The organism is Gelidibacter salicanalis (genome assembly GCF_016469035.1).
Lineage (GTDB): Bacteria > Bacteroidota > Bacteroidia > Flavobacteriales > Flavobacteriaceae > Gelidibacter > Gelidibacter salicanalis_A.
In genome coordinates this window covers 130,678-147,253 of record NZ_JAEHJZ010000032.1, presented here as the reverse complement: position 1 = coordinate 147,253, position 16,576 = coordinate 130,678, and the positions used below count along the sequence as shown (strand labels likewise).

Annotated in this window: 11 protein-coding genes; 2 read left to right on the top strand and 9 right to left on the bottom strand. The window is 35.7% G+C overall.

From position 1 onward, the window contains the following. Nucleotides 1-92 precede the first annotated feature (92 nt). The 9 genes from JEM65_RS13150 to JEM65_RS13115 form a co-directional block, all read right to left on the bottom strand. The gene (locus tag JEM65_RS13150; RefSeq protein WP_199600259.1) at nt 93-1,757 is read right to left on the bottom strand and encodes a SwmB domain-containing protein; all 1,665 of its coding nucleotides are present in this window, start codon (nt 1,755-1,757) and stop codon (nt 93-95) included. Nucleotides 1,758-1,772: 15 nt separating this feature from the next. After that, nucleotides 1,773-3,551 (bottom strand): RagB/SusD family nutrient uptake outer membrane protein, encoded by a 1,779-nt coding sequence (locus JEM65_RS13145; protein ID WP_199600257.1) that lies wholly within the window; start codon nt 3,549-3,551, stop codon nt 1,773-1,775. A 19-nt stretch (nt 3,552-3,570) separates the two neighbouring features. Further along, nucleotides 3,571-6,642: a SusC/RagA family TonB-linked outer membrane protein gene (locus tag JEM65_RS13140; RefSeq protein WP_199600253.1), complete on the bottom strand. Its 3,072-nt coding sequence runs from the start codon at nt 6,640-6,642 to the stop codon at nt 3,571-3,573. A 27-nt stretch (nt 6,643-6,669) separates the two neighbouring features. After that, nucleotides 6,670-8,574 carry an alpha-1,3-galactosidase-related protein gene (locus tag JEM65_RS13135; protein ID WP_199600251.1) on the bottom strand — a complete coding sequence of 635 codons (1,905 nt, stop codon included), beginning with the start codon at nt 8,572-8,574 and terminating at the stop codon, nt 6,670-6,672. Nucleotides 8,575-8,846: 272 nt separating this feature from the next. Further along, nucleotides 8,847-9,596: a RagB/SusD family nutrient uptake outer membrane protein gene (locus JEM65_RS22425; protein WP_233530652.1), complete on the bottom strand. Its 750-nt coding sequence runs from the start codon at nt 9,594-9,596 to the stop codon at nt 8,847-8,849. A 66-nt stretch (nt 9,597-9,662) separates the two neighbouring features. Continuing rightward, nucleotides 9,663-10,103: a RagB/SusD family nutrient uptake outer membrane protein gene (locus tag JEM65_RS22420; RefSeq protein WP_233530651.1), complete on the bottom strand. Its 441-nt coding sequence runs from the start codon at nt 10,101-10,103 to the stop codon at nt 9,663-9,665. Nucleotides 10,104-10,246: 143 nt separating this feature from the next. Further along, entirely contained in the window at nt 10,247-10,408 is a 162-nt protein-coding gene (locus JEM65_RS13125) for a hypothetical protein (protein ID WP_199600249.1), read from the bottom strand. A 114-nt stretch (nt 10,409-10,522) separates the two neighbouring features. Beyond that, on the bottom strand, nt 10,523-10,687 hold the full coding sequence (locus tag JEM65_RS23145; RefSeq protein WP_368856067.1) for a sulfatase-like hydrolase/transferase: 165 nt from the start codon (nt 10,685-10,687) through the stop codon (nt 10,523-10,525). Between the two features lie 291 nt (nt 10,688-10,978). After that, complete coding sequence (locus JEM65_RS13115) at nt 10,979-11,245, bottom strand: sulfatase-like hydrolase/transferase (RefSeq protein WP_199600247.1); 267 nt, start codon at nt 11,243-11,245, stop codon at nt 10,979-10,981. Nucleotides 11,246-11,842: 597 nt separating this feature from the next. Here JEM65_RS13115 and JEM65_RS13110 point away from each other — a divergent pair. Together JEM65_RS13110 and JEM65_RS13105 are read left to right on the top strand one after the other, a co-directional pair. Next, complete coding sequence (locus JEM65_RS13110; protein ID WP_199600245.1) at nt 11,843-14,968, top strand: SusC/RagA family TonB-linked outer membrane protein; 3,126 nt, start codon at nt 11,843-11,845, stop codon at nt 14,966-14,968. 19 nt (nt 14,969-14,987) lie between these two features. Continuing rightward, complete coding sequence (locus JEM65_RS13105) at nt 14,988-16,523, top strand: RagB/SusD family nutrient uptake outer membrane protein (RefSeq protein WP_199600243.1); 1,536 nt, start codon at nt 14,988-14,990, stop codon at nt 16,521-16,523. Nucleotides 16,524-16,576: the final 53 nt, after the last annotated feature.

Below are 16,576 nucleotides of genomic sequence, written 5' to 3'. Positions count from 1 at the left end.
GTGTTTTATGCTTTTATGATGATCCTGTTCTAATCCTGTCAATTTCATTATACAGCTTAAACCAGTTCCTCATTTTTATTGTATTTATTAATCTATTTGCGTAACTCTATAATTAACAAGTCGAAATTATCCAACCATAATTTTTGAACTTTTTCGTCATCTTGACCAGTTTTTCCAATTTCAATATCTAATCTTCCCGAATCAATATCACCCAGTGTAATTTCTGGCAATTTGAGTTGCACCCATTTTTCCTTAGGTGCAGAAGATATATCAAAGGATAATCGTGGACCATCGGTGAAGTTGTAGTCTATTGTATTCAATGTAGTGGCAGCATCAATGTAAATCCAAACAGAAGGCACGTATGTGCCTGAATTTACAGGACTTAAAGTGCTAAATTGTGAACCTTGAAGTCTTGCCAAATTAGGGATTCCTGAAGTTGGTGTTTCAAATTTCATAGAGCTATTTCCCTCATAAGGCATGGATGTATCTCTATAGTAGTATAATGGGCCAGCTTCGCTATTTCCATTATGTTGTGCAAAGTATCCTTCTGTATTGGCCTTTTTAAATTGGTTACCCGAACCTTCCCATTCTACTTCATATCCCGTAAATCCTGCTATGTTCATAGATCCTTCAAAAAACATTTGCACTGTTTCTGGCCCAAAACTTTGTAAAACCCTTGAGTCAATGGATTTAATATTCCCTTCGGTGTAAGTCACAGTGATTACATCACTATTAAAGATAGGTGCAGAGAGCGTTAAATCGATTTGCGTCGCATTGCTACCATTGATGGCAACCGTTTGCACAGGAATATTTTGGTTAAATTCAGTAACCGCATTCATTACATTTACTACAAAATTTCCTTCCTCTCCAGCTACAGATGCCAATTCTCCCGTCACATCAAATGAAATTATTTCTGATGCACTTTCTGTTAAGCTTCCGTTTATAATAAATGGCTGTGTTGATGGTATCACTTCTATTTTCAATGGAATTACTTTTATGGCTTCACCATCCGGTTTATCGGCATTTGCCCTTCTCGAATTAATGCTTCCAGCCAAAAAATTACCCAATCCATTGTAAAATACGTTTGCAGTTGCTGCATTGCTTGTTTGAATATTACCTCCGTTAAAAGTCCAAGTTCTTGTATCTGGCATTCCTACCGTTGTCAGGTCTATATATGTGAGCTGTTCTCCGGCTTCGATAGTTACCGTTGGCCACGAAGCAGAATTAGCAGCATTTGGAAAGTCTGTTTCGCTCACACTCAAAATTTCTTCAATGCCACGCATCACCTTGAATGAAGGCTTGACATCATCGAACACATTGACTGTAAATCTTTCTTCAACTACCCATTTTCCATTTAACTCTACAGAGTTCTCTACTTGATTTCTATACACATTTCTTAAAACGACTTCTTTTACGCCAGATTCAACAAATAATAAATTCAATAATTTTTGATCGGATGCCCCAGGTCCATTACCGACAATAAAACTTGCGTAAATGGAATCGTTTTCAGTAAAATCATTGCTTAATATTCTAGTACCTGATGGAATACTCCAAGAATGTTCAATCGCGTTTCGTGAGACATCTCTAAAACCTATATAATCATTTAATGCTAAAACATAATCAGTTTCCTCAAACCCACTTGTTGTGATCCATTCGTGACTTGAAAAATCTCCAAATGGTGCCTCATACTCATCACTATCACAACTAAATGTTAATATCAATACTAAAGTTAAAACAGTATATATTATTTTTTTCATCGTTTCCATATTTATTTAGTTTGAACTTGATACAGATGTATTGTTTAAAGTTTCGCTAGTAGGAAGCACTAAATAACCATCAGTATAAAATTGTGCTGCACCAGTATATTCCTGAACTATTTGAGGATCGCCAGAAGGGTCAGGACTTATACCTTCTCTAACAAAACTGTTATTTCTTGATTCCAAAGCATCATTTTCATCATTATAATATTCGTAATCTGTCAAATAATAAGAACGGGTTGCCAAATCACTGAACCTCGAACTTCCCACTCCCCATCTTCTTAAATCAATTGTTCGTATAGAAACACCTTCAACAGATAATTCTAATGGACGTTCAACAAACATCAAATGATCCATAAGCGATTGTACCGAATAAGCTGTACCATCAATTAAATCAGAATTTGCATCCAATAATTGTAATGCCCATCGTTGACGTATTGGATTGATTAAATCTATGGCACCTTGAACGTTGCCATCTCCCATTAACAAACATTCGGCATACATTAAATACACATCTGCCAATCGGTTAATTATGACGTTTTTTCCAGATTTCCAACTTATATCACCAGTATTATTTTCATTTGCAACTATTGTATGGTTCGTGTATTTTTTGAAGTAACCGTATTTTCTTTGATTACTCCCAAAATCTACTGCATTTGGTGCTGAAGGCGCTAGGTAATATTCTGTATCTTCATCGTTAACCATGGCTATCATTGCTGATGATCGAAGAGAAACTTTTCTTGGTCTTATTGTATTAGTACCTCTATCGAAAACACTATTTCTAGCATCAGATAGATTTAATGGCTCTGTTGCATAGGCATATATTAACCATGATGCAGCAGTGAATTGTTGGTTCGCATTAGAACCTCCAGATTCTCTTGGAGCAGAATATCTAGCGTTTCTTGTAAAGAAACTTTCTTCGTCAAAATTATCATCCTCTAATTGTTGAGCAACCGTATAATTAATCTCAAATATGGATTCTGAATTAAAATCACCTGCATCAGTAAACATGATGCTGGCATCCTGAACCAAACTATATCCATAAGCTCCATTATTTATAACATCAGCAAAATAAGTCTTTGCTGTTTGATAATCAGCTGGGTTATCCGACGCCGAATATAGGTAACTAGTCCCTAATATAGTTGCAGCAGTTCCTGCTGTCGCTCTGGTTTTTTCTGCAAAGGAAGCTGGCAAATTCTCATATGCATAAACTAAATCGGCCCTGAAAAATGCCATAACTTCGTCTGAAGTACTTAACGGTTTAGAAAATTCTTCTGAAGTTGAAGGTGCAGCATCTCTAATGACTATTCGACCTTGATTATATAATGAATGTAAATAAAAGTGCGCTAACCCTCTAAAAAATCGAGCCTGCCCCATTTGTTCTGTCCATCTTTGGTCACTTTGTAAACTAGAATCCATTCCATTTAATCCTTCAATAAGTTGGTTTGCTCTCCAAATAACTTGATATAGAGCATTCCACCTATCATTGATAAACTCGTTATCCTCTAAAATAACGTGCTGATAAAAGTTTAGTGCTCTGTTATCAATGTTCCCGTCCCTTATGCCGGGATACGCCATATCCGACCGCCACGCTTCCTCTCTAGCGCTAACTATCCAGCTATTTAGCATTGAACCGTAGACACCAGTTAATATAGCATTTGATTCATCTAAATTTTGAAAAAATGTATCTGCCGAAATCTCGTTAGGATTTACCTCCTCCAAGTAATCATCACAAGAGTATATGGTTGCTATACATGATATGCTTAAGAGTAATCTTATTATAAATATTTTCATATGACTTTGTTTTTTAATGTTAAAATGCAATTCTCAATCCTAAACTATAGGTAGTCGAAATCGGGTATCGGGAAGCATCAATGCCTCTTCGTGCTACACTATTCCCTCCGATTTCAGGATCATAACCCTCATACTTTGTAAATGTCAAAGGGTTTTGTGATGATAAATACAATCTGAACTTGCTGATTCCTATTCTTTCCAAAACATCTTCAGGTAATGAATATCCAATAGTAATTTGTTTGAGCCTTAAATAATCACCATTTTCTAACCAAATGTCTGTTGTTCCTGCATAATTAGGGTGTTCTTTAGAGTCGCCTCTAAAAGATGGGATATTAGACGTTGGATTTTCGGGAGACCATTGATTTACTAAATCTTGATGGCGCTGAAAACTATAAGTTGCTGCTTTATTACCATTGAAAATTTCAGCTCCTACAGTACCAAACCAGTTCATTGAGAGGTCAAAACCATTCCAATCCCAACTAAAATTAAAACCATATTCAAAATCTGCCAAACCACTGCCTTGATACGTTCTGTCCTCACTGGTAATATTACCATCACCGTTCGTGTCAATGTATTTTAAATCTCCCAGTGCGGCATTTGCGCGTGCAGGGAACAATTTATAAGCGTCCAATTCTTCTTGGGTTTTAATCGTGCCATCAGTTTCAAATAAGAAGAAAGCTCCTGCTTCATAACCTTCTGCAATTACACTTATCGCTGAAGTATTATCTCCATTGATGGAATTAGAATTACTATTATAAATGATTCCGCTACTGATAACCTTAGTAATCTCATTGTCATTGCTAGTGAACGTTCCTCCCATTCTAAATGTACTTTCACCGATTGCAGCTCTATAATTTGCAGCAATTTCTAATCCTTGGTTGGTCATATTACCAACGTTAAGTGTTAATTCAGGATCATAAAATGCACCTGCAGATCCTGGAAGGGTTACAGGAAATAACATATCCATTTTTTCCGTTCTGTAGTAATCTACCGTTAAGCTGATTTTGTTTTTTAAGATACCAAAATCAACGCCAATATTATCAGACACAGACGTTTCCCATTTTACATCTCTATTAGCGTAAGACCTAATTGCAGACCCGAAATCTACAGAACCATCATTCGTACTGAATACATAATCTGCAAATGGTGCAATTGTACTTGCAAATTCGTAATCATCAAAACTATCATTACCTACTTCACCATGACTAACTCTTATTTTAAATGTGTTTACAACACTTTTCAATGGTTTCCAAAACGATTCACTTGACACATTCCACGCACCTGAAACTGAAGGGAAGAGCCCCCATCTAACATCGCTGCCAAATCTTGAAGATCCATCATAACGTAACAAGGCCTGTAAAATATATTTTTCTTTAAAATTATATTGTAACCTTCCTAATGTACCAACACGTTTGGTTGTAAAGTCAAACCCACTACCTACATTTTTATTAATAGTACCACCATTGAGCACGCTAATTGCATTGTTAGAAATTCCTTCAATAGAGGCAAAAAACGCTTTATTATTATCCTCCTCCAATGTTCCAACGCCTTGCAAGGTTACACTATGATCTCCAAACTGCTTTTTATAAGTCAGTCCTGCATCCCAACTAAATTTTGTTGTTCTTGATGCTGATGTTGTTACGCCACTTCGCGTAGGATCAGATTCTGTTTCTCCATCATCAATATTGAATAAGTCAAACCTCGGACGGAAAATATTTCTAAAATCATTTGTAATAGAGCTCCCTAAATTGGTCACAAAATCTAAATTTCCAGAAAGCTTCCTTCTAATACCTAAATTAATATTAGTTCGATCTCTATTACTATCATCTTTTCTTTTAAGTGCCTGACCTAAAGCAATTGCTGGAGTAGTGGTGCCACCAGAACTATTCACAATGGCGACATCTGCATCAGGATCAATTTCAGGAAAATAAGGTCTATATCGACTCGCAGTAACTATCAGCCCTTCGCTTGCCCTTCTTCTATTTTCGTTTGTGATTGCAACACTACCATCAATTTGCCAATTATCCGTTTTATATGTTGAAGTTATACGACCATTATAACGTTTGAAATTAGAATTAATCAATGACCCGTCTTGATCGAATAATTGACCACTTGCGTTATAAGAGAAATTTTCAGTTCCACCTGAAACATTCAATTGATAAGTATCCACTTTAGCATTGTTAACAAGAACATACTCATCAAACTTATTGTCATTATTAAGCCATTCTGGATTATTAACAATTATTGGAGTAAACCCTCCAAAATTATCAAAGGTTGTAATTTCATGAAATAGTTGATCTTCAGTATTCATCAATGGTGTACCGTCCCTTAACATCTGAATTCCATTGGTAACTTCAAAATCAACCTTCATAGCTCCTGCCGAACCCTTTTTGGTTGTTATCAAAATGACTCCTGCGGCACCACGAGAACCATATACCGCTGTTGAAGCTGCATCTTTAAGTACATCAATTGTTTCAATTTCGTTTGGACTCAATCCTGGGTCGCCTATTTGCGGTATGCCATTAACAACAAATAATGGTGTGTTAGAACCTGTTAATGAGGTAATACCTCTAATTTGAATATTTGCAGCTTCACCTGGTTCTCCAGAACTTGATGACACACTTACTCCTGCTATTTGCCCTTGTAATCTTGAGGCAATATCCGATGTCACAAATTGATCTATATCTTCAGCATCTATTCTATTGACCGCTCCCGTGACCTCAACTTTCTTAACTGTACCGTAGCCTACAACTACAACTGCCTCAAGTTCAGAAACATCATCGGTCATTGTTACGTTATGAACAGATTTACTAACTGTTAACTCAACATTCTTCTTTCCTAAATAAATAAAAACAAGTACATCTCCAATTTTTGCATTGATGCTATAATTTCCATCAAAATCAGTAGCTGCTCCTATGTCTGTTCCTTTTATAATTACTGAAGCTCCAGGAACTGGTAACCCATCTTCGGCACCTGTTACCACTCCAGTAACATTTGTTACCTGAGCAAACCCACTTGAAGAAATTAACATGACCAAAAGAATTAAGGAGTTCAAAAAACCCTTTCTTATAATTAATAATCTATTTTTCATATGTCTAATTTTTGGTTGTTTTTGTAGTTATTGAAAAGATAAAGATGGTTGTGATGCATCGGTTTCAAGAATTTGTTTTGCCATACCTTGATATGTATTTTCTAACAGTTCAATATTTTTAGATGCTTCAATTCTGATTGCTGGATTTTCATTATGCAATTGATTGAAAGTTTTAGAGTTCGTTATGATATTTCCTTTAAATAATAGCCCATCAATATTTGTGATTTCGAGAATGAGATTATCAAATTGATTGAAAGTATTATCTAATATCTTTATATTTTTAAAAGCGATATTTTTATTATCATCGTCTGTATCAAAACGAATGACGCCTCTGTTTTTCCCTCCATGTTGACAGTCTTGAAATGTATTGCCCTTAATAACAACATTTGCCGCATTGCCGGACTCATACCAATAGCCACTTTCTACAGGAAATAGAATTGCTTCCATCTCTGTACTGAAAAAGTTATTTTCTATAACTGTACTTGCAGGATTAGAGATCAACAAACCACGTGCTCTATTATTTATAATCTTACAATTTTGAACTAAAAAATCTGGATAACCATCAAGGTTTTCAACTAAATCTCCAAGTTGAATATCTGATGGTAATTTTTTGTTTAAGGTTATGATTTGATATCTATTATTGATGTATTCAATACTTTTTATGGTTGATTTTTCATAAGGAAAAAACGCGTTTTCTAACCTCACAAATCCTAGGGTTTCGTCAGGCTGGCCAATTACAAACCCTTTTTGTTGGTGGTGCATCATTCGAACACCTATTTTATTACTTCCTAAAATATCTACTATCTTTTGGTAGGTTCCGTGTACATTGGAAGCATCATCCAATTGATTACTGAAGGTGCAATTTTTCAAAACCACTTTACCACTGCAGCCAACAAAGTGCGTTGCATCTGCAGTTGTTGATACCATACGTCCCTTTGAGGGGGTAATATTAAAATTATCTAGAATTAAATCTGAAGAGTTTTCGGCTATAATACCCATGCCACCTGCATGATGAATATTTACATTAGTACCATTAAACCCTTTAGTGTGCGAAACTCTGAATGCTGGAGACACTCTATTGAATCCTTGCTCGCCTTTCATGATAAGCACTAATCCTACAGGCGGCATATTCTTTTTATGATTATAAACTCGCACTAAACCAGGTTTTAATTCTTCAACACGAAGCTTATCTTCAACGCCTATATTCTTATATTCTGGTGCACGTCCATCATGCTCATACTTGTATTTTATTTCGTTAACATTATTTTGAATGTTAATCTTCCCTTTTGTAGAAATTCCTGTATATGATTCTGTGTTATAAGCAATAGCATTTCTCTCTGGATCAAATAAAATAGACTGACCTAAACTGTGCTCATAATATGACTTTATAAAATATATTTGCTCGTTACGAATTTCATATGGATACTCATCCGATATTTGCATATCAAACGTTTTTTTAACGCTATCATTAGCAACAATCACCCCTTCACTGTGAAACGATTCCGCCCAATCTATAGACACATTTTTTACAGTAATATTCTCGCTTTCCTCTATCAAAAAAGGAATCATAACACCATGGAAAATAAAAGTAGAACCCTGTCCGTCGATAACTAAATTTCTAAAATGTTCTATAGGAAAAGGTGTATTTGTCATTAAATCGCCATGGTTAGATAAATACACAAATTTTTCAAAGCCTTTATCTGGATAAAAGTGATAGGTACCTTTTTCAAACTTAATTTCTGAAATGGGATTATCACTGGCCATTAAAATACGTTTTACTACCTCTGGCGTGGCATCTTCCGCAATACTTAAATCAAATAAAACGAGTTCCCCTGAAATAGGTGTTGAGAAACAACTTGCTACAAAAGCAATTATGCCAATTGCAAAAATTGAAAATAATTTAAATGTCCAGTGATATTTATTGATTTTCATATATACTGTTAATTCGTTCTAACACAAATCTTGCTTTTCGGTTTTTAGAAATTGTATATATGAGTAAATTAAATGTCTCTTATAGTAAAAAACCTTGGTTTTCATATCTTTCATGAAACCAAGGTCTTGTATTTAACAACAAACTCAAATTTCTATTTTAAGTATGTTGTACTTCCTAACACGTTTATGTATGTATCTCTTTTCTAGTTCTCCTTAAATTCCATTTTCTAATAATTTTAACATTTATAAAACCTGAAAAATTTATACTTTAATTAATAATTTGGGTTTTGAAGCAAAACCCCTTCAGACAAAGTTATTTGTTCAACTGGTATAGGAACTACCTCATGCTTTCCTTCGACAAACCCATATTGCGTTAATAAAGCTGCGGCCCTACCTGTTCTTACCAAATCATGGAACCTATGTCCTTCACCGGCCAACTCTACACGCCTTTCATGATAGATGGCATCTAACAGAGGTCCTCCGCTTAATGTTGGAGGCAAATCTGGTACTACGCTAGGCAATTCATTGCCTCTTGCTCTTGTTCTAACTTTATTTACATACTCAATAGCTTTTCCAGGATCTGAGTTATAAATAGCTTCGGCATACATCAAATAAGCATCCGCAAGCCTTATAATTCTCACATTATTTGCACTATTATTATTTCCTCCAATTGTAGGCTTATCATATCTGGTGTATGGTGCCCAAGAATACTTTCTTACATACCAATCTGTACCATAAGGAGCATCTTTAAAAAACAAGGTCGCATTTAATCTAGGATCATTTAACTCATATTCGTTTCTTAACCCATCTCTTGCCTGAATAAATCCACCGCCCCCATTGCTATTAGGGTTTACACGTGTTGGAATTCCTGTACCCAATATACTTGCATCGGTAGCAAAGTTAATTTCAAAAAGTGAACCTGAATTCCACTCGCCTTCTGGCTGAAAAATGGTGCTGTAATCTGGAGTTAATTCAAAACCTAAAGCAAACAATTGATCTCCATAAGTTTCTACCTGACCCATTTTATTTTGAAACAAAGAGACACGCATCATCATTCCCAATGCGGCACCTTTATCAGCACGACCTATTTAACTAGCATCTTTATCCAATCTTGAAGGCAAATCTGCAATTGCTACCTTTAAGTCTTCTTCTATAAATTTGTAAGTGGCTTCTTTGGTAGCTCTTGGCACATTATACTCATTTATTTTTAAAGGTCTGTCAATAATTGGTACGCCTCCAAAAGAATTTACCAAATCAGAGTAATAATATGCACGTAAAAAACGAGCTTCAGCCAATATCTCCTTTTTTCTTACTTCATCATCAAATGTGATGTTTGGTACATTTTCTAAAACCAAGTTGGCAAACAAAATACCTTTATAGCTTATACTCCAAAGTGGGCCAAGAATATTATTTGAAGTAGAAATAGCCCATTTTTCTCTTTCCAATAAAGGCGCATTATTTTTTGCATTTCTTCCACCTTTAATAAGATCATCAGTTCCTATTTCTCCAAAAATTATATCTGTTCCCATGGTACCCCAAAAATCACTTCCATATGTCGATCCATTATCATTAAAAATAGGAGATACTGGATCTGCAATTTCATGCTCTTTACCAATATCTTTACTGAAATGATAAATCTGAATAGTATTATGTGCTCCATATCTAAGGCCTTTTAAATTTCCATAGAGAAGAGATTGAGAAACCCTTTTTCGCCCCCAAAAAACGACTCTATATTAATTTGGTCGTGTTCTGGTTGTTCTTTCCCCGTAAGTGCTGGATGTAATGAAATAACTTTGAATTGCTTCGGCGTTTTCATAGCAATAATATCGGACATTGTGGGCATTAAATCTTGTGCTCCACCAATATAATCTGAAACTTATCCAGACGTTATTTATCCTTTCCAATAAGCAAAAAATGGTCGCGAATTCCGCTTTCATAGACATCTAATTTATAACCGTTTAAACACCCTTGCTTTTAAAGAATTCATGATGGTATCCATCCCTTCACTATTAGGGTCATTGTCGCTCGTAAAAAAGATAATGGCGTTATCAAGATCACCTGTAGCCTCCAATTTATTGAGTAATATATCTACATAACTGTCTAGAAATGTAATTGGGGAAGCAAGGATTCAATCTGGCTCAATCCAACCACTTTGAGAATAAATTGTCCTATTTCCTATTACTTTTTCCGCTTCGTGTGGTGCTCTATGAGAAATAAACAGGAAAAATGGTTTTTCTCTTTCTCTAATGTTTAAATACTTTAACGCTAAATCCGTTCTAAGCTTATCGTGACTTTGCTATTTGGTCCAATCGTAATTAATAGAATCCTTCATTCCGTTAATATATCCCATAGGGCCATCAAAAATTTTCCGCCATTACGATCCCAATTCTCTTGTACTGAATTATTAAATCCTCTTACCTGTGCCCATCAATAAATGATTAGTCTCACCAAGGTGCCATTTTCCAATAAATGCGATTTCGTATCCTGCATCAGTCATCATTTCTCCAAGGGTCACTTCGTCTTTTCTTAATAAAACTCTGTCCCAACTGCCATCTGTCATCAATCCGTTATTACCAGGAATTGTATCGATAGACGAACTTTTACCTGCAATAAAAACCGCACGAGATGGTGAACACACAGAATTTCCTGCATAAAAGATTGTAAACTTCATACTTTGCCCAATTAGCTATCTAAAAATGGCGTTATAATAGTTTTCTGACCGTAGGAACCTAATTCGCCATAACCTAAATTGTCTGCTAATAAAAACAGGATGTTGGGTCGTTCTTCTTCACTTGCCTCAGTTATTTAAGCTTTTGCTTGGGGCTTATTTTACAAGTAACAAACATTATAGCTACTAGGATAATAAAGAAATGTGTATGTTTCATTTTTATATATTGAAATAACTACAAGGAATTTCAAAAATGGATGTTGGCACATCATTTGACAGATGTTCTGCTTCTATAATTAATCCTTTTGTTTTTATGCATTTTCCAACTTAAATGCATTTATAGCGTAATATTCAAATTCATAACAGCATGGCCGAGTTTCTTATATTTACTCATAGTGCAAGTTTAAGGCACAGTCATCAGAACATTCCCACCTGCAAAGAGATGGATTTTATAGTGAATTAAATTTATCAAGAGATACATTAATCTTACCAAGAGATACATATGGAATTCAAGATTTAAAGTATTTTTATCACCTACATATATAACAATGTAAACTTTGAGATTATTTTATTTTACTAATTAATTTAACCAAGATAATTATGAAAAAAATTAAATTTAATTTTTTTAAAAAGTGGGTAATTCCACTTTTTGTACTGATGTTATGTTCAGGTTTGACGTCTTATGGTCAAAATATTGTTTCGGGTATAGTTACCGATGGTGCAGGTTTTCCCTTGGCAGGAACAAATGTTATTGAAAAAGGAACTACCAATGGTACACAATCGGATTTTAATGGTTACTATTCTATTAGTGTAACTAATACTTCCATCTTGTCATTTAGTTATCTTGGTTTCGTTACAAAAGAGGTTCTTGTGGGCGACAAATTAACCATTGATATCAGTTTATCTGAAGATTCCAGCCAATTGGACGAAGTGGTCATAGTGGGATATGGACAACAAAAAGTAGCCAACCTTACAGGTGCAGTTTCAATGGTTTCAAGTGAAACAATTGAAAATCGTCCTGTTCAGAACACTGCTCAGGCTTTACAAGGGCAAATTCCAGGCCTAACCATTTCTCAAACAAACGGAAGCCCTGGGGATGAAGGATTAAATATAAGCATTCGAGGTATTAACTCTTTTGGAAGTAACAATTCCCCATTGGTTTTGATTGATGGTGTTGAAGGAAATCTCGAAGATCTTGATCCCACTTGGATCGAGTCGGTAAGTGTATTAAAAGATGCATCATCCGCCGCTATTTATGGTCTAAAAGCTGCCAACGGGGTCATTCTTGTTCAAACCAAGACAGGCGGTAAAGAAGCAATGACCATCTCGTATGATGGCAGTTATGCTTTTAATTCACCTAGCATGTTACCTAATATGATCACTAATTCGGCCGACTTTATGGATCTTTATAACCGGTCTTTAATAACTTCAAAAGGGTCAGCAACAGGAGGGTATCCGCAAAATGTTATTGATGCTTACCGCAACGCGAAAAATGATCCATTATACCCAAATACTGATTGGACAGATCTTCTTACTCAAACCGGAACGGTGATAAAAAATACCATTGGGATTAATGGAACTTCAGGGAAAACGACCTACAACCTGTCTTTAAATAGCTGGAATCAGGAGGGTTTGATGGTAAAATCAAATTATAATAAGAAAAATGTCTTCTTAAATTTTAGGACAGCTATCCGTGAAAACATATCGGTAGGAGGAGCAATTATAGGTTTGGCTTCTGATCGAAAAGGGCCAGAACCCGATTCAAATACTGCCTTTACAAAAGCATGGGAAACTCGTCCCAATTGGGGGCCTTATACCTTGGATGGTACCGGACATTATGCCGCAAAAGCTTTTTCAGGCTCAGATTTAGATCCAGATGGATTAATCTTTGATGAAGGATTTACTCGTGTAAACCCAATGATTCAGACCTATGGTCAAAATGGCTACAGTGATAAAAAACATAACTTTAATGGAAACCTTTTCGCAAATGCTAAAATTTTAAATAACCTTGTCCTTGATGTAAAAGGAGCCTATAAGTATGATTATACACGTTCAACCAATCAAAAATTGCAACATGACGAATATAATTACCGGACTGGGGAATATTTACGAACAACGCGTGAGCCTTCAGAAATTAGCGTAGGGAATCTATTTTCAAAATTAACGACCTTCTATTCAACACTAACTTATAATAAAATGATAGAAAATCACGATTTCAAAGTTATGACCGGATATAGTCAGGAAGCCAGAAGACATGAATGGACAAATTCGACTCGCTTTGGTGTTCCTAGCCAATCTATTACCGAATTAGATGGAGTTGGAACTGCTAACCAGTTAGCATCTGGCTCTTCCACCGAAAGTAGCGTAAGAAGTGCTTTTTCTCGCATAAACTACTCTTATGATGATAAATATTTACTAGAATTTAACTTCCGTACAGATGAAAGCAGTCGTTTTGAAGAAAGTAATCGCAGAGGCTATTTTCCATCTTTATCAGTAGGATGGCGCTTGGAACGTGAACCATTTATTCAGAAAATTGATTTCATCAGCCAACTTAAACTTAGGGCTTCTTGGGGAAAGCTGGGTAACGATGGCAGTAATGATTATCCGTATCAATCACGCTACGAATTCGGCGATCCAAATGTTAATGATTACGTGAATACACATTCTACCGGTTCTCATAGCTACCCTTTTGGCACGGGCATAAGTACAGGTGTGGCATTAGAGAAATTTACAAATTCCGATATTAGTTGGGAAACCACCACGATATCCGATATTGGTTTAGATTTTACCTCAAAAAATCGTTTGATCTTCGTGAATGTGGATTACTATCATAAGGTAACTTCTAATATCCTGCGCCAACTACAGGTGTCTGTGGAAGCAGGAGCTGCTGGACCACAAGTAAATCAAGGAGAAATGAAAAATACCGGTTGGGATATCGTAATTGGGCATAACAATAATATTGGAGATTTTAGCTTTAAAGTAAGTTCTAATTTCTCTTGGTATAAGAACAAATTGGTAAAATATGGAGCTACGGAAATTGGGGGACAAACCGTCAATGAGGAAGGATATCCATTTAGAGATTATTACATGTATGAAAGCGATGGGTATTTTAACACGGCTGAAGATATCGCCAATGCTCCAACACAACCTTTACCTCCTTATCTTGGAGGTATTCGCTTAAAAGATCAAAATGGTGATAACATAATTGATCAAAACGACCGTATCCATATTGGTGGGCAACATCCCTCCTTACTTTATGGTGCTAATATCTCAGCAAAATATAAAAATATTGAGATAAGCACATTTTGGCAAGGAGTTACGGGCATGAAAACATATCGTAACTGGGCTGGAGTTGAGCCTTTCCTCCAGGACGGAAATGCACCATCTGTATGGATCACTGATTCCTGGACGCCTGAAAACCAAAATACGAAGTTACCGGCTGTTTATAATGAACCATTAAGTAGCTATGGGGCTACCCAATATATAAATTCATTCTGGCTGATGAATAGTTCTTATTTAAGAATGAAAAATATAATGATTAGCTATTCGGTTCCTAATCAATTCATTGAATATTTGAAATTAAAGAGTGCTCAGCTCTATTTTTCCGGGGACAATTTGTTCACTTTAACCAAAGACAATATTTTCAACCTTGACCCTGAAATTACAGCCTCATCTACGTATCCGATTTCAAAATCGTACACCTTTGGAATTAAACTGACTTTCTAATTATATTAAAACATAAATTATGAGAATTATATTTTTAAATAAAATCATGTTGGTAGTAATTATTCTTACTTTAATGAGCTGCAGTGATAATTTTTTAGACAAACAACCGGGTGATGCCCTCTCAAGTGGTACATTCTGGAAAACTGAGGCAGATGCACAAATGGCTTTAACAGGTATTTACGGTCAATTACAAACTAATTTTCTATCAGAAATTACTTTTGATAAAAATGGTGGCCCCAAATTATTCCAAGCATGGGATGAAATGACAGATAATGCCTATGGAGCTCGCGACAATGGATTTCGTGATTTGGCAATTGGAAGTCCTAATCCCGATGGCCAATCTAAAAATGCAATAAAAGGGCTTTATGCGGTCTGTTATGTAGGTATTAATAGTTGTAATGAGTTTTTGGAAAATATTGATAAGGTTGTGGTCAGTGATAATGTAAAAAACGTTTGGATAGGCGAGGTGCTTTTCATACGATCTTATTTCTATTATTATTTGGCAGCAACCTATGGCGATGTGCCGATACGACTTGTAGCCAGTACGGTCGAAAATCAGTATACTGCGAAAAGCAGCCAAGCCGAAGTATTTGCCCAAATCCTGACAGATTTGAACACAGCAATCCAATATCTTCCATCCGCCACATACGATGGACATGTAAAGAAAGAGGCGGCTTTGGCATTGAAAGCTAAAATACTGCTTTATACTAAAAAATATAAAGAAGCGGCCATGGCTGCAAAAGAAGTTATGGATGGAGGTCAATATCAACTATCAGCAAAATATGAAAACTTGTTTTTAGAAGCGGGTCAAGATGCGAATCCCGAAATTATTTTTTCTATCAAAATGACCAATGTTCCAGGAGAATCACCAGGTCATTCTGTTCAAACAGTAATAGGCTTTTGGGGCAATCTTCATCCAACGCGAAATTTGGTTGATTCCTATGAATGTTCAGATGGTCTTTCGATAGAAGAATCCCCGTTGTATGATAATACCAAACCGACATTGAATAGGGATCCTAGACTATTAGCAACAGTTTTTGAAGGGAATTGGAATCCATTGGTTGAAATTAAATCAAAGAGTGGGTTTGTGTTTTCCAAAGGAATCACAGCCAATGTAATGAATACATTAGTTCAACCTATAAACGACGGAACCGATTTTATCCATATCCGTTATGCCGACGTTCTATTAATGTATGCTGAAGCCAAAATTGAAGATAATGATATTGATCAAACAGTTTTAGATGCAATTAATAAAGTGCGTGCCAGAGCTTATGGTGTTGACTATACTGATGTTGCAAACTATCCAGCAGTTATATCTAAGGATCCGGTAACCTTGCGAGCAAAAATACGGAATGAGCGTCGTGTTGAATTTCCACTGGAAAATTCGCGATATTTTGATCTAAAACGTTGGGGAATTGCAGAACAAGTTTTGAATGGATTTAACGGTGACCCAGTGTCAAAAAGGGTCTTCCTGCCAAAACATTACAAATGGCCGTTGCCTCAAGACGCTTTAGATAAAAATCCACTATTAGAACAAAATCCAGATTATAAATAATTGTGAGTTTGATTTGTTTGTCATGTCTAAGACAACCGATACATATTATTTAA

Bases quoted from the DNA above. Each gene is read 5' to 3' on its own strand.
- JEM65_RS13150 (WP_199600259.1), bottom strand. From the start codon at position 1,757: ATGAAAAAAATAATATATACTGTTTTAACTTTAGTATTGATATTAACA.
- JEM65_RS13145 (WP_199600257.1), bottom strand. From the start codon at position 3,551: ATGAAAATATTTATAATAAGATTACTCTTAAGCATATCATGTATAGCA.
- JEM65_RS13140 (WP_199600253.1), bottom strand. From the start codon at position 6,642: ATGAAAAATAGATTATTAATTATAAGAAAGGGTTTTTTGAACTCCTTA.
- JEM65_RS13135 (WP_199600251.1), bottom strand. From the start codon at position 8,574: ATGAAAATCAATAAATATCACTGGACATTTAAATTATTTTCAATTTTT.
- JEM65_RS22425 (WP_233530652.1), bottom strand. From the start codon at position 9,596: ATGGGTCAGGTAGAAACTTATGGAGATCAATTGTTTGCTTTAGGTTTT.
- JEM65_RS22420 (WP_233530651.1), bottom strand. From the start codon at position 10,103: ATGGGAACAGATATAATTTTTGGAGAAATAGGAACTGATGATCTTATT.
- JEM65_RS13125 (WP_199600249.1), bottom strand. From the start codon at position 10,408: ATGTCCGATATTATTGCTATGAAAACGCCGAAGCAATTCAAAGTTATT.
- JEM65_RS13115 (WP_199600247.1), bottom strand. From the start codon at position 11,245: ATGAAGTTTACAATCTTTTATGCAGGAAATTCTGTGTGTTCACCATCT.
- JEM65_RS13110 (WP_199600245.1), top strand. From the start codon at position 11,843: ATGAAAAAAATTAAATTTAATTTTTTTAAAAAGTGGGTAATTCCACTT.
- JEM65_RS13105 (WP_199600243.1), top strand. From the start codon at position 14,988: ATGAGAATTATATTTTTAAATAAAATCATGTTGGTAGTAATTATTCTT.